Below are 14,574 nucleotides of genomic sequence, written 5' to 3'. Positions count from 1 at the left end.
ACCTGCGGGGATCGGCGCGGTCAGCAACGCCTTTTCGGCCGCGCCGACTACCGATCAGGGAGACGCGCCGTAGGCTGGTGAGCCATGAACGAACCGCAGCCCATTCGCCCGCGCCCGGTCCTCAGCCAGCTCCCGGCCTATGCGGCGGGTAAGCCGGCCGCCCTGGTGGAGGGGCTCACGCCCTACAAGCTGTCCTCCAACGAGAACCCCTACGGCCCGGTGCCCGCGGTCCGTGCGGTCATGGAGCGGTTCACGGACATCTGCCGCTACCCGGACCCGCTGTCCACCGCCCTGCGCGAGCGCCTCGGCGAGCACCTCCAGATCTCCCCGCAGGACATCGTCACCGGGGCCGGCTCCCTCGGCGCGCTGACGCAGATCATCACCACTTACGCCGGCACCCACCCGGACGGCACCCAGGATGAGGTCATCTACGCGTGGCGTTCGTTCGAGGCCTACCCGATCGTCGTGCGGTCGGCCGGGGCCAGGGACATCCAGGTCCCGCTGACCGCCGATTTCCGCCACGACCTGGACGCCATGGCCGCGGCCATCACCGAGCGCACCCGCGTCATCATCGTCTGCACCCCGAACAACCCCACGGGACCCGCGCTCACCGGCGCCGAGGTCGAGGCGTTCCTGGCGCAGGTCCCACAGGACGTGCTGGTGGTGCTCGACGAGGCCTACACCGAGTTCATCACCCAGCCGGACGCCGTCGACGCCCTGGAGGTCTACCGCCGGCACCCGAACGTGGCGGTGCTGCGGACGTTCTCCAAGGCCCATGGGCTGGCCAACCTGCGGGTCGGGTACTCCGTCTCCCACCCGCACGTCACCCAGTACCTGCGCGTGCTGGCCACACCCTTCGCCGTGTCCTCGGTGGCCGAACAGGCCGCCATCGCCTCCCTCGATCACATCGAGGAGGTCAACGAGCGCGTGGCGAAGGTCGTCTCAGAGCGTGAGCGCGTGCTGACCGGCCTGGCCGATCTCGGCTGGGACGTCCCCGACTCCCAGGGCAACCTCGTCTGGTTGCCCCTGGGGGACCGCACGCCCGAGTTCCTCGCGGCGGCCGGCCGTCAGGCGCTGGCCGTGCGCGGCTTCGGCACCGAGGGCGTCCGGGTCACCATCGGCGAGGAGGAGGCCAACACGCGCTTCCTCCAGCTCTGCGCGGACTTCCCCGAAGGTCCGACGCCGGCCGCCTAACCTCCCAGCCCCCACCCTCCGGGCGCGTACCGCGGGAGCGGCGGAGGAGGCTCAAGGCGCTGGCCCGGCGTCGTTCAACGCGCGAGTAGGGCCCGGCGCGACTAGGCTTGACCCCGGACCGGCGCCGGACGTGCCGGGGGAGAAGGAGTTCCACGTGAACGAACCGCAGCCGCCGACCACGGCGACCGAGTTGCCTGACGGTGCCGTCCGCCTGCTGGACGCCGACGGCACCCTGCACCAGGACACCCGGTTCACGCCTTACCTCGCCGGCCTCGACGAGGCGGCCCTGCAGCGGATGTACCGGCTCATGGCCACCGAGCGCCGGGTGGACTCCGAGGGCACCTCCCTCCAGCGGCAGGGCCAACTCGCCCTGTGGGTCCCCGCCATCGGCCAGGAGGGTGCCCAGGCCGGCGCCCTGACCGCGCTGCACGATTCCGACTGGATCTTCCCGACCTACCGCGAGCACCTCTTCGCCCTGGGCCGCGGCGTCACCCCGGGTCAACTGTTCGAGTTGTTCCGCGGGGCCGCGCATGCCGGCTGGACCGCCGAGGACCACCGCCTCCAGCCCTACACGCTGGTGCTCGCCGCTCAGACCCTGCACGCCACCGGCTACGCGTGGGGCATCCAGCGGGACCAGGCCGGATGGGACGCCGATCGCCTGCGGCGCAAGGGCCAGATCGCCCTGGCGTGCTTCGGGGACGGCGCCTCCTCCGAGGGCGATGTCCACGAGTCCATGGTCTTCGCCGCCAGCTTCAACCTGCCCGTGGTGTTCTTCTGCCAGAACAACCAGTGGGCCATCTCGGTGCCCGCCTCCACCCAGACCCGCGTCCCGCTCGCCCAGCGCGCCGCGGGCTACGGCTTCGAGGGCGTCACCGTGGACGGCAACGACCCGTTGGCCATGTACGCGGTGACCGCGTGGGCCGCCGAACAGGCCCGCACCGGAGCCGGTCCCGTCCTGGTGGAGGCCCACACCTTCCGGGTCGGAGCGCACACCACCGCCGATGACCCCACGAAGTACCGGACGCGGGAGGAGGAGGCGGCCTGGGCCGGCGTCGACCCGATGGCCCGCCTGGAGAAGTACCTACGCGCCACCGGCGCCGCTGGCGCCGACCCGGACGGGTTCTTCGCCGATGTCGCCGCCGAGGGGGAGCGGCTGGCCGCCGAGAGCCGCAAGGCCGTGCTGGCCATGACCGGGGATGCCATCGCGCCGCTGGAGGCCGTGTTCGACACGGTGTATGCGGAACCGCATCCGCTCGTGGCCGAGGAGAAGGCCTGGCACCGTGCGTGGCAGGCCGGTTTCGCAGACGCAGCGGACGAGACAGAGTCAGCAGACACAGCCGATGAGGAAAGTCGGGCATGAGCGCCGAGAGCACCACCCTGCCAGGAGGCCGGGCCGCAGCGCCGTCAGCCGAGCAGCCCAGCCAGCCTGCGGTCGGGGCGGACGCCGTCGAGACGCTGACCATCGCCAAGGCCATCAACCGGGCCCTGGCGGATGAACTCGCCGCCGACCCGAAGACCCTGCTCATGGGCGAGGACATCGGCTCCCTGGGCGGTGTCTACCGCGTGACCGAGGGGCTGAAGGCCACTTACGGCGCCGAGCGCGTGGTCGATTCACCGCTGGCCGAATCCGGCATCATCGGCACGTCCATCGGCCTGGCCCTGCGCGGCTACAGGCCCGTCGCCGAGATCCAGTTCGACGGCTTCGTGTTCCCGGGCTTCAACCAGATCACCACCCAGCTGGCCAAACTGCGTGCCCGCACCCGTGGCACCGCCACCGTGCCGGTGACCATCCGCATTCCCTACGGCGGCGGCATCGGCTCGATCGAGCACCACTCGGAATCGCCCGAGGCGCTGTTCGCCCACACCCCCGGCCTGCGGATCATCACCCCGTCCAACGCCCAGGACGCCTACTGGATGACACGCCAGGGCATCCAGTCGCAGGACCCCGTCATCATCTTTGAGCCCAAGCGCCGCTACTGGCTCAAGGGCCAGGTGGACCTGGCCGCGGAGGGTCACGGTGGGCTCGGCGCCTTCCAGGCCCAGGTGGTCCGCACCGGCACCGATGCGACGATCGCCGCCTATGGCCCCCTGGTCCCGGTGGCACTGGCGGCCGCGAACGCCGCCGCAGAGGACGGGCGCTCGATCGAGGTCGTGGACCTGCGCTCGCTGTCCCCGATCGACTTCGACACCCTGCAGGCCTCCCTCGAGAAGACCGGCCGCATGGTGATCGCCCACGAGGCGCCCACCTTCGGCGGACTCGGCGGGGAGATCGCCGCCCGCCTGACCGAGCGGTCCTTCCTGCACCTCGAGTCCCCGATCATCCGCATCGGCGGTTTCCACCTGCCCTACCCGCCGTCCCGGGTGGAGGAGCAGTACCTGCCGGACCTGGACCGCATCCTCGACGCCGTTGACCGCACCTTCGCGTACTGAACGCCTACTGATTGCCGGGAGGCACCCATGGAGATCTTCACCCTGCCGGACGTCGGCGAAGGCCTGACCGAAGCAGAGATCACGGAGTGGCGCGTGGCCGTGGGGGACACGGTGGCCGTCAACGACGTCCTCTGCGAGATCGAGACCGCCAAGTCCCTGGTCGAGCTGCCCAGTCCCTACGCCGGCACCGTCGCCGAGCTCATGGCCCCGGCCGGGGAGACCATCGAGGTCGGCACCCCGATCATCGGCATCACCACGGCAGCCTCCCCGGACGGTTCCCCCGAGGGCTCGGCCCCGGCGACCGCGGAGACCGGATACACGATGACGGCCGAAGCAGAGGCAGCATCCGGTGACACTGCCGAGGACGGAGTCGGCGAAGAGGCCCCCGTTCCGACCGACGGCGGCGATCCCGCCGGGCCGTCCGCTCGCGGTGCTGCGGCCTCTGGTGGCGCGGCCCGTGTAAACGCGGCCGAGGGCGGCGCGGCCGGCGGAGCCGGTGCCGCGCTGACCGGCTCCGGGCCGAAGGCGGATGCGGCCACGCGCCGCCCGCGGAAGCCGTCCGGGCAGGCCGCGGTGGCGCCGTCCTGGAGCCCGAGGCTGCGCGAGGAGCCCGTCCGAGACACCTCGGGACTCACCGCTCCGACGGGCCCAGCTGATCCAGCTGACCCAGCCGTGCCTGCAGCGCCTGCAGTGCCTCCAGCGGCCAGTGAGGACGCCGCCGCCCAGCGCTCAGCTCCGGCAGTCCCAGGAGGCGCCAGCGCCCCGGCGACGCGCGGGCTGAGGCTGCCGGCCGCCGTCGGGAACCTGGTGGCAGCGGGACGCGAACGCCAGACTGACGTGGCGGGACTGTTCGAGCGCGTGCTGGCCAAGCCGCCGGTGCGGCGGATCGCCAAGGAATTGGGCGTGGACCTGACCAAGGTGCGGGCCACGGGACAGTTCGGCGAGGTCACGCGGACGGACGTGGAGGACTACCTGGCCGAGCGGGAGACGAACATCGACACCTCCGGCTCGTTCTGGATGCCGGACACCGGTGACAACGCGCGGCGCACCGAGCGGATCCGCGTCAAGGGGGTGCGCAAGGCGACGGCCGCCGCCGTCTCCGAGTCCTACCGGGACGCCCCGCATGTCTCGATCTTCGTGGACGTGGACGCCTCGCGGACGATGGAGTTCGTCAAGCGCCTCAAGGCCTCCCGTGAGTTCGAGGGCGTCAAGGTCACCCCGCTGCTGATCCTCGCGAAGGCCGTCATCTGGGCCGCCGCGCGCAACCCGCACGTCAACGCCTCGTGGACGGACGAGGAGATCCTCGTCAAGCACTACATGAACCTCGGGATCGCCGCCGCGACCCCTCGGGGGCTGCTGGTGCCGAACGTCAAGAACGCCAACGAGCTGTCCCTCCGCGACCTGGCCGAGGCCCTCGGGACCCTGGCCAGGCGGGCCCGGGACGGCAAGACGCAGCCGGCCGAGATGGCTGACGGGACGATCTCGATCACGAACATCGGCGCCCTGGGCATCGACACGGGCACGCCGATCATCAACCGTGGCGAAGTGGCCATCGTGGCCTTCGGGACCGTCCGACAGAAGCCCTGGGTGGTCTCCGGGGAGGTCATCCCGCGGTGGATCACCACCCTGGGCGGCTCCTTCGACCACCGCGTGGTGGATGGGGACCTGTCCGCCCGGTTCATGGCGGACGTCGCCGCGATCATGGAGGAGCCGGCCCTCCTGCTGGAGTAGCGCCGGCACCACCTGCACTTTCAGTTGACTTGGGGTGGGTGTTTAAGCCCACCACCCACCCCAAATCGACTGAAAACGGAGGGCAGGGCGCGCCTCAGAGTTCGGCGAACATGTCCGGCACGGACAGCTCCCCGGTGACCGTCCCGTAGGTGCGGGCGGTCTCGGCCAGCTCCTCCTGGGCCTCCAGGTTGAACTCGGGCCGGAACCGTGGCAGTTTCATCTTCTCCAGCACCTCCGGTGGGGTCTGGGTGTAGGTGCCGGTGATCCGGCGGACCTCGTCCGGGTTCTGCTGGGCATACTCCAAGCCGCGGACCAGCGCCTCCCGGAAGGACCGCACCAGGTCAGGATTGTTCTCGAGGGTCTCCTCGCTGGCGAAGTACCCACCGGTGTCGAGCTCGGGGTTGGCCTCCGCATACGGCCAGGAGACGGCCACCATGCCGGCTTCCAGGGCAGGGGTGACGAAGGGCTCCACCACCACCCCGGCGTCGAGCTGTCCGTTCTCCAGCGCCGCCTGCACGTCCGGGAAGGCCATCTCCATGAACTCCAGGGACCCGCCGTCTCCGCCGGCCTTGTCCATGACCTGACGGCACGCGGTGTCCCCGATGTTCGCCAGTTGGTTCGAGGACAGCGTCTTGCCCGCCAGATCGCGGATGCTCTCGAATCCGGAGCCCGGGGCCGCGATGAGTGCCACGTTGTCCTCGCCGGGTTCTCCCGTGGTGGTGCTGCCGGAGCAGAAGAACTTCAGTCCGATGCCCTGTGACCGGGCCACCATCATGGACACCACGTTGCCGAAGGCGAAGTCGAACTGGCCGGAGGAGACCCCCGGGAAGGAGATGGCCCCGCCCGAGGTGTTCTCGATGGTCACGTCCAGCCCGGCCTCCTCGAAGAAGCCCTGCTCCTTCGCCAGGTGCAGGGGCGCGACGTCGACGATCGGGATTGCCCCGACCGTCACGGCGCGCAGATCGCCAGAGCCGCCGGCCGTCCCGCCATCCGCATCGGGGCCGCCAGCGGTGTCACCGCCCCCGGAGGGGTCACCCTGCCCGCAGGCGGACGCGGCGCCGACCACGACGGTGGCGGTGCCGACGGCCAGGAGACGTCGGCGGGTCAGGAGAGAGGACCGGGCAATTCGGGTATTCATGGTTTCTCGTTTCTCGTTACTCGGGATTCTCTACTCGCCGGCCGCGAAGCTGTGCGCCAGCACCCACGAGGGAAAGTCGGCGATCTTCGCGTCGATGAGGATCGGCCGGTCCCGCGGCCCGTCGAGCCACTCCTGCACGGCCCCCAGGTCGGATCCCTGCCGCACGGTCACCGACGCGCAGCCGAAGCCGGCGGCGATGGCCGCGATGTCCGTCGGCGGGAACTGCACCGTGTCCAGGCGGTCGGTCTCGTGGACGAAGTGGTGCACCTCGGCTCCGTAGGCGGCGTCGTTGTAGACCACCACCATCAGCGGCATCCGCAGCCGCACGGCGGTCTCCAATTCCACGAGGGACATCAGCAGCCCGCCGTCACCCACGCCGGCAATGGCGATCCGGTCCGGGGAGGCCAACTGGGATCCGATGGCGCTGGACAGGGCCAGGCCGATCGACTGGAACGCCAGCGGCACGCAGTACCCCGTGTTGTCCGGCACCCGGAAGTGCATGGCCGGATAGGCGTTGAAGTTGCCGCCGTCCGGGACCACCACGCGCTCCATCGGGACCATCTCATCCAGCCGGTTGGTCAGCAGCCGCGGATCGATCCGCCCGCTGTCCGGCTCGCCCTCGACCACGGGTTCGGAGACGTCCTCGAAGGGCTGGTCCCGCCAATTCAACGAGGACTCGACCCGCGCCCGGACCGCCTCCGTGCGGTATCCGGTGCGCGATGCCTCGGAACCCAGCCGCGCCGCCAGGGCGAGGTCGACGGCGGCGGCGGTCAGGCCGGCGTCGCCCAACACCTCCAGATCCACCGGGTAGTGGAGGCCGAACGCGGCCGGGGTGTCATCCACCTGGATGACGGTCTTGCCGCGCAGGTGGGTGCCGTCCCGGGTGGTCCACCGGTTCAGGGCCGCGCCGAAGACCAACAGCAGGTCCGCCTCGCGCACCAGCTCGGCCGCGCCGTCCGTGGAGAAGCCGCCCATCACGTCCAGGTGCCACGGATCCTCGTGGAACAGCCCGCGCCCCACCGCCGAGGTGGTCAGTAGCGCACCGGCACGCTCGGCCAGGTCCCGGATGGGCCCGACGCCGGCCGCGGCACCCCGACCGCCCACGATCACCGGACGCTCGGCGCCGGCCAGCAGCTCGGCGATCCGCTCGACCGCCTCCGGCGAGGCACCGGCCGGTGTGGGCGGTACGGGCGGGGCCACCGATTCCACCAGGGCTCGCTGGCCCTCCGGGATGGTGCCCTCCTGGACGTCCAGGGGCATGGACAGCACCACGGTGCGCCGGTCGTTGACAGCCCGCGTGACGGCGCGGATGGTGTCCGCCACGGCGGAGGCGGGGGAGTGCAGCCGCTCGGGCACCGCGCCCATGCCCTCGACCACCTTGTCCTGGTCGATGTAGAAGTTGGAGCCGTACTGCCCGCCCGGGGTGTCCCCGGAGATGACCAGCACGGGGGTGCGGGACTTGGCGGCCTCGCCGATACCGGTGAGGGCGTTGGACAGTCCGCAGCCCTGGTGGACGGTCACCACGGAGAGCCGGCCCGTGGAGCGGGAATAGGCGTCCGCCATGCAGGCGGCGCCCATCTCATGCCGCGCCGCCGTGAACGGCACGCCATCCGGACGCTGCTCGCTGGGGGCGAGGAGCGCGTTGGTGGCCCGGAAGTTGCCGGAGCCCACCACGCCGAACACGTGGGCGGCGCCCATGCGGGCGATGACGCGGCCGACGGCCTCACTGACCTTCATGGCTGGCTGGGGTCCTTTCGCGGTGGTCTCAGGCTGTAGCGCTGTGGTGGTCATTCGGTTCCCTCCGGCAGCAGGGCGTCCGGGTCCGGGGCCTCATCGATGACGCCGTACTTCACGGCGGCCTCGCCGAGGGCGGTCATGGCCTCGCGGGAGAAGTCGGCCTTGAACCGCGGCAGGGTGATGCGCTCGAGGATCTCCGGGTCCGTCTCGGTGTACTCGCCGATCACCTCGCGGACCACGTCCGGGTTCTCCTGGCTGTACTCCATGGACTTGCGCATGGCGCGGGTGAACGCCTCGACGTCCTCCGGCCGCTGCTCGATGACCTCCTCCGTGGTGAAGTAGCCACCGATGTCCAGGTCCGGATGGGCCTCGGCGTAGGGCCAGGACACCGCCTTCAGGCCGGCGTCGAGGGACTGGGTCAGGTAGGGCTCCAGGACGAGGGCCGCCTCCACCTGGCCGTTCTGCACGGCGGCCGCGGCATCGCCGAAGGCCAGTTCGATGAAGTCCATATCCGCGCCGTCACCGCCAGCGTTGTCCACGGCGAGACGGATGGAGGTGTCGCCGATGTTCATCAGGTTGTTCGAGGAGGCGGTCTGGCCCTGCAGGTCTGCGGTCGTCTCCAGCTCGGAGTCCTCCAGGGCGATGACGGCGGCGAAGTCCTTGCCCTCCTCGCCCGTGGTGGTGGTCCCGTTGGCGACGTACTGCAGCGGCAGGCCCTGATCCCGGGCCACCATGAGGGAGACGGTGTTGCCGAAGGCGAAGTCATAGTCACCGGCCACCACGCCGGGCACGGCGATGGCGCCGCCGGAGGTGTTCACCACCTCGACGTCCAGGCCCTCCTCCTCGAAGAATCCCTCCTTCACGCCCACGTGGATCGGGGCGACATCGCCGATGGGGATGGCTCCCACCCGGATGGGGGTCAGGTCCTCCGAGCCGCTTCCGGCCTCCGTGCCGGCCGACGTCGCCTCCTCGCCGCCGGACGGCGAGCCGGAACCGCAGGCGGCCAATCCCAGGGTAAGGGTGAGGATCCCGACGCCGGCCGCGAGCGACCGGAGGCGGCCGCGGTGCGCGAGGGGCTGGCTACGGCGCCGGGCGATCGGCGGGATCTGTGACGGTGTCAACGATGGAGGGGTCATAGAGGCACCGTATGACGCGGATCACACGCGGTCCAATGATCGTTCTGCGTGTCAGGCATAGACGGGTTCTATGGGTTCTGGGCCCTGGATGCGCTCGTGGTGCCGAGGTCCTGGAGCTGCTCGACGGCCCAGGGGACGAACCAGGCTGTGGCCGAGGTCGGTGGCCGGGGTGCCGCATAGGCGTGCACGGTCACGTCGGTGTCCTCGTAGGGCAGGGGCCATTGCTCGATGTCCCAGGCGTGGAACCATTCCGCGAGGAGGATCTCCGGCACGAAGGCGATCAGGTCAGTGCCGGCCACCAGGGCGGGGATGGCGGAGAAGCTGGAGACGGCCACGGATCCGCCGGCGGGCGGTGGCATGCGGTCCTCGATGAGCGTGTGGCCGGTGGATCCGCGGATGACCACCCGGGCGGCGCGGGAGATGTCCTCGGCCGTCGGGCGGCCCGGTCCGAGGCGGCCGCGGCGGGCGATGCAGACGTAGCGGTCACGGCGCAGAGGCAGGGCGTGGACCTCACCGCGGGGGCGGGCGGACGCGATCGCCAGATCGAGGTCCCCTGCCGCCAGCAGGTCCGCGGCGGTGCTGGTGTCCAGTTGGACCACGTCCAGGCTGCAACCGGGCGCCGTTGCGGCGAGGGCGGGGACCAGGCGGGGCAGGAAGACCAGCTGGCCGAGGTCGGTGACGGCGATCCGGAAGGTGGCGGCGGCGTGGGTGGGTTCGAAGTCCGCGAGGCTGGCCACGGCGGCGTCGGCCGCGGCGGGCATGGTGGCCACCTCCGCGTAGAGCTGGCGGGCCGCCCGGGTCGGCACCACTCCGCGGCCGGAGCGGGCGAACAGTTCATCGCCCGTGGCGCGGCGGAGGCGGTTGACGGAGTGCGTGACGGACGGCTGGGTGAGGTTCAGGCGTGCCGCGGCAGCGGTCAGGGTGCCCTCCTCCATGACCGCGACGAAGACCCGGATGAGGTTCAGATCGAGCATGTGCGCCTCCTGGGTTCCAGCGGTCCGCCGGGAGAGTCGGCTTCTCTCGGGCGGAAATTCACTTGAAAGTCAATATTGTTGAAGTGTTGAACTAAGTCACACTCGTGTCTAGTCTGGTCACAGCCTGTGGGACGGGTCACAATATTGTTGACGAAAATGTCAGCATAGCCGTCCCCAACGACCACCCCCTGTCGCGAGCGGAGCACCTCGATCGATGACTGAACCAACCCCGTCCACCGGCGCGCCGGGCCATCATGGCCCGGGCGGGTCCGGAGACACCCACCGTGAATCGGAGATCGAGCGGTTGCACCGTCTCGAGGCCTCCAATGGTTCCGACCGCCGCCGCGGAGATATCCGGCGGCACACCGATGCGGCCACCGTGGCCGGCCTCGACATCCCCACGCGGCCGGATCCGGCCGCGCCACGCACCTCGGTGGCGCAGTCCGGGGTGACCGGTCGGCCGACGTCGTCCGGTCCATCCCGGGCCACGCGCAAGCCGCGCCGCAACTGGGGCACCAAGTCCCTGGGGCTGGTGGGCCTGCTGGGCTTCCTGGTGATCTGGGAGGTGCTGCCGCGCACCGGGATCGTCAACCCGACCTTCCTGCCCCCGGCCTCGGAGGCCATCGCGGACCTGTTCCGCAACTTCGGTCTGACCGCGTTCTGGCAGGCCGTCGGGGACACGATGTGGCAGTGGCTGCTGGGCATGCTGATCGCGTGCATCGCGGCGACCGTGCTGGGCTTCCTGATCGGCTCGTCCACGTTCCTGCGTCGATTCACGAACTCGACTATCGAGTTCATGCGCCCCGTGCCGTCCGTGGCGTTGATCCCGCTGGCGGTGCTGCTGTTCGGCGTGGAGATCGAGTCGGCCCTGCTGCTGATCGTGTATGCCTCCTTCTGGCAGGTGCTGATCCAGGTCCTGTACGGGGTGGCGGACGTGGACAACGTGGCCATGAACACGGCCCGGTCCTACGGACTCGGTCCGCTGGCGCGGCTGCGCTACGTCATCTTCCCCACGGCGTTGCCGTACCTGATGACCGGAGTGCGCCTGGCCTCGGCCGTGGCCCTGATCCTGGCGATCACCGCCCAGCTGATCATCGGCAACCCGGGCCTGGGTGCCGAGATCGCCAAGGCCCAGTCCGGTGGCTCCTACGTGGCGATGTACGCCCTCATCTTGGCGACCGGCCTGCTCGGCGTCCTCATCAACCTGGTCATGCGCATGATCGAGCGCAAGGTGCTGTCCTGGCACTCCTCGGTCCGAACGGAGGTCGCCACATGAGCGCCGAAATCCCCCTCGCCACGCACACCAACCTGCCGGACAGCCCCACCGGGGCCGCCCAGGCCAACCGGGCCGTCTCCCCGAAGGGCCCTTCGGGGTCCCAGCGGCCCCGCCCTGCCTCCAAGCGCGCCACCGGGGCGCTGAAGGGCCTGTTCTTCATCGCAGCCCTGCCCGTGCTGCTGGTGCTGATCTGGTACATCTCCACCGCGGTGGGGGAGAAGAACTTCTTCGTGCCCACCCCGGCACTGCTGGTGGAGACCTTCTTCGCCACCTGGACCGGGGACCGGATCACCACGGACGTGATCCCCTCGCTGACCCGCCTGCTGATCGGCATCGCCGGCTCGATCGTCATCGGCATCGTCGGCGGCCTGCTGATCGGTTCTGTCCGGTGGCTGCGGGCGTTGACCGAGCCCACCCTGGAATTCTTCCGGGCCATCCCGCCGACCGTGCTGATCCCCGTGCTGATGCTGCTGATCGGCATCGGTGACGACATGAAGATCGCGGTGATCATCTCCGGGGCGGTCTGGCCGATCCTGCTGAACACCATCGAGGGTGTGCGGTCCATGGACGAGGTCCTGGCGGACACCACGCACACCTACGGAATCAAGGGCTTCAACCGGGTCCGCTACCTCATTCTCCCGTCAGCCATGCCGCAGATCATGGCCGGCATCCGCCAGTCACTGTCCATCGCACTGATCCTGATGGTCATCTCCGAGATGTTCGCCGCCTCCTCCGGGCTGGGCTTCACGATCGTGCAGTTCCAGCGCTCCTTCGCGATCCCGGAGATGTGGTCCGGCATCGTGCTGCTGGGCATCATCGGCGTGATCATGTCCTTCATCTTCCAGCTGATCGAGCGCAACGTGCTGCGCTGGTACCACGGCCTCAGGGAGATCGAGAATGCAGCCTGAGCCCACCGAACCCGTCAGCCCCGATTCAGTCCACGCTGATTCATCCCCCGAGTCTCACACCGAAAAGGAAGCCACCATGACTTCTGACCAGACCTTCTCCGCAGCTGCCACAGCCACCACGGGCACCGTCGTCTCCCAGGGCGGCGTGGCCGAGACCCCGGACGGACTGATCACCGTCGGCAAGACCATGCCGGACGGCGAGGCCATGCTCTCCGTGCGGAACATGAAGAAGGTGTACCACACCGACGGCGGCGACATCGAGGCCGTCCGGAACCTGACCTTCGACCTGCCCCAGGGCCAGCTGGCCTGCCTGGTCGGGCCCTCCGGCTCGGGAAAGACCACCCTGCTCAAGTGCATCGCGGGGCTGCTGGCCCCCAGCGCCGGGGAGGTCACCCTGCACGGCAAGAAGGTCACCGGCCCGCCGAAGTCCATGGCCGTGGTCTTCCAGGAGTACGGCCGCTCCCTGTTCCCCTGGATGCGAGTGCGGGACAACGTCGAACTGCCCCTGAAGAACGCCGGGATGGACAAGGCCAAGCGGGACGAGCTCGTGGACAACGCCCTCGAGGCCGTCGGCCTGGCCCACGTGCCCAAGTCCTACCCCTGGCAGCTCTCCGGTGGCATGCAGCAGCGCGTGGCCATCGCCCGCGCCGTGGCCTATCAGCCCCAGGTGCTGCTCATGGACGAGCCCTTCGCCGCCGTGGACGCCCAGACCCGCGCCGACCTGGAGGACCTCGTCCGCAGCGTCTGGAAGAAGCTCGGCGTCTCCATCCTGTTCGTCACCCATGACATCGATGAGTCCGTCTACCTCGGCGAACGCGTCATCATCCTGTCCTCCTCACCCACCGTGATCCAGGAAGATGTCCTGATCGACCTGCCGGATGAGCGCGACCAGCTCGAGACCCGCTCCTCCCAGCGCTTCTCCGAACTCCGCCACCACGTCTACGAACAGATCCAGCTCGCCAAGAAGGGCTTCCGCCCCGAGGACGCCATCGCCCGGTAGGGCTACGCCGACCACACCATCAGGGACAGTGCGCCCCGGTGGCCGCAACGCATGACGGTGCTGCGGCTGCCGGGGCGCACTGCGTGGTCGGTCGATCCGGGCACCGGCCGCGCCGTCGGCCGGGCTGTCAGTCGGCGTCGCTGCCGCTGGTGAAGACATCTTCTTCGGCACCCAGGACGAACTGGTCGCCGGGCACGGCGTTGCGGAGGACCTGCACGACGGTGTCCGTATCCGTGGACACGCAACCCCACGATTCCTCCATGCCAGCGTGCAGGAAGATCGCGAACGAGAGGCCGGGCCTCGCCTCGGTGTCTGGGGGCCGGTTGAAGTTGACCACGACGGCCTGCTCATAGAGCCCTTCTTCCATCAACTCCCACAAACCCTCGTCCGGCCACTGACCCTCGCCCTCGAAGTACTGGTTGAAGTGCGGACCCGGCCGGCCGCCCCAGTGGCTGTCGGGCGACAGCTCGTGGTATTCCAGGTCCGTTCCCGGGTCCGCGCGTCCGAACCCCTCGGTCATCGTGTAGGAGCCCGTCGGAGTCTGCAGGGTATTGACCTTGGTCGTGTCCACGGGGCCGAACCCACCGGAGCCGATCCTGGCCGGCCGGACCCATTCCTCCGCATATCCGCCCTGCACTCGATGGCAGCTCGTCAGGGTCGCCTCGGTGGTCTCGCGCTGCTGTCCGAGGGCGAACACCACGCGTTGGGCGTCCCCGGTGTCGAACCGGACCTCCCCGTCCGAGAGGCGTCGGCACGGTCCCGAGGTGGCCGGCGTCGGCTCCAACGGCTCCTTCGATGCCGGCGCCGTGGGGCCATCAGACGGTCCACCGCCCGGCGGGGGCGCCACCATGCAACCGGCCACGGTCGCGGCAATCGCCACGGCGATCATCACGACGGCGGTCGGCGCCGTGACCGATGTGGTGCGCCGGTTCCGGCGCAGGAGGCCCTTCATCCCTCCATTATGGGCCGCGCCGATGCCACCGGACGCCGCACCGACGCCGCCCCGCGGCCGGCTCTGTCGCCTCGACACCGTCCCGATATCATCCCGCG

General features: G+C 70.0%; 12 protein-coding genes. 7 read left to right on the top strand and 5 right to left on the bottom strand.

What is annotated here, in order from left to right:
• The first annotated feature begins 84 nt into the window (after positions 1 to 84).
• The 4 genes from BOSE125_RS12440 (at position 85) to BOSE125_RS12425 (ending at position 5,355) form a co-directional block, all read left to right on the top strand.
• On the top strand, positions 85 to 1,194 hold the full coding sequence (locus BOSE125_RS12440; protein WP_159552978.1) for a histidinol-phosphate transaminase: 1,110 nt from the start codon (positions 85 to 87) through the stop codon (positions 1,192 to 1,194).
• Positions 1,195 to 1,348: 154 nt separating this feature from the next.
• Positions 1,349 to 2,554 (top strand): thiamine pyrophosphate-dependent enzyme, encoded by a 1,206-nt coding sequence (locus BOSE125_RS12435; protein ID WP_159552976.1) that lies wholly within the window; start codon positions 1,349 to 1,351, stop codon positions 2,552 to 2,554.
• Positions 2,551 to 3,624, top strand: coding sequence for an alpha-ketoacid dehydrogenase subunit beta (locus BOSE125_RS12430; RefSeq protein WP_159552974.1), 1,074 nt, complete (start codon positions 2,551 to 2,553; stop codon positions 3,622 to 3,624). Before BOSE125_RS12435 ends, BOSE125_RS12430 begins: the two co-directional genes overlap by 4 nt.
• 27 nt (positions 3,625 to 3,651) lie before the next feature.
• A complete protein-coding gene (locus tag BOSE125_RS12425; RefSeq protein ID WP_159552972.1) occupies positions 3,652 to 5,355 on the top strand; it encodes a dihydrolipoamide acetyltransferase family protein in 1,704 nt (567 codons plus the stop codon).
• 94 nt (positions 5,356 to 5,449) lie between these two features.
• Here the strand turns inward: BOSE125_RS12425 and BOSE125_RS12420 are convergent, their stop codons facing one another.
• The 4 genes from BOSE125_RS12420 to BOSE125_RS12405 form a co-directional block, all read right to left on the bottom strand.
• The gene (locus BOSE125_RS12420) at positions 5,450 to 6,493 is read right to left on the bottom strand and encodes an ABC transporter substrate-binding protein (protein ID WP_159552970.1); all 1,044 of its coding nucleotides are present in this window, start codon (positions 6,491 to 6,493) and stop codon (positions 5,450 to 5,452) included.
• A 30-nt stretch (positions 6,494 to 6,523) separates the two neighbouring features.
• Positions 6,524 to 8,230: a thiamine pyrophosphate-binding protein gene (locus BOSE125_RS12415; RefSeq protein WP_159552968.1), complete on the bottom strand. Its 1,707-nt coding sequence runs from the start codon at positions 8,228 to 8,230 to the stop codon at positions 6,524 to 6,526.
• Positions 8,231 to 8,280: 50 nt separating this feature from the next.
• Entirely contained in the window at positions 8,281 to 9,366 is a 1,086-nt protein-coding gene (locus BOSE125_RS12410) for an ABC transporter substrate-binding protein (protein ID WP_159552966.1), read from the bottom strand.
• A 68-nt stretch (positions 9,367 to 9,434) separates the two neighbouring features.
• A complete protein-coding gene (locus BOSE125_RS12405) occupies positions 9,435 to 10,340 on the bottom strand; it encodes a LysR family transcriptional regulator (protein WP_159552964.1) in 906 nt (301 codons plus the stop codon).
• A 523-nt stretch (positions 10,341 to 10,863) separates the two neighbouring features.
• Here BOSE125_RS12405 and BOSE125_RS12400 point away from each other — a divergent pair.
• The 3 genes from BOSE125_RS12400 (at position 10,864) to BOSE125_RS12390 (ending at position 13,524) form a co-directional block, all read left to right on the top strand.
• Entirely contained in the window at positions 10,864 to 11,616 is a 753-nt protein-coding gene (locus BOSE125_RS12400; RefSeq protein ID WP_371300788.1) for an ABC transporter permease, read from the top strand.
• Positions 11,613 to 12,524 carry an ABC transporter permease gene (locus BOSE125_RS12395; protein ID WP_159552960.1) on the top strand — a complete coding sequence of 304 codons (912 nt, stop codon included), beginning with the start codon at positions 11,613 to 11,615 and terminating at the stop codon, positions 12,522 to 12,524. Before BOSE125_RS12400 ends, BOSE125_RS12395 begins: the two co-directional genes overlap by 4 nt.
• 205 nt (positions 12,525 to 12,729) lie before the next feature.
• The gene (locus tag BOSE125_RS12390) at positions 12,730 to 13,524 is read left to right on the top strand and encodes an ABC transporter ATP-binding protein (RefSeq protein WP_115933491.1); all 795 of its coding nucleotides are present in this window, start codon (positions 12,730 to 12,732) and stop codon (positions 13,522 to 13,524) included.
• Between the two features lie 127 nt (positions 13,525 to 13,651).
• Here BOSE125_RS12390 and BOSE125_RS12385 read toward each other — a convergent pair whose 3' ends face one another.
• Positions 13,652 to 14,476 (bottom strand): hypothetical protein, encoded by an 825-nt coding sequence (locus BOSE125_RS12385; protein WP_159552958.1) that lies wholly within the window; start codon positions 14,474 to 14,476, stop codon positions 13,652 to 13,654.
• Positions 14,477 to 14,574 lie beyond the last annotated feature (98 nt).

Source organism: Citricoccus sp. K5 (assembly GCF_902506195.1).
Lineage (GTDB): Bacteria > Actinomycetota > Actinomycetes > Actinomycetales > Micrococcaceae > Citricoccus.
The sequence above is the reverse complement of the archived record's forward strand: the minus strand, read 5'-3'. Positions and strand labels throughout refer to the sequence as shown.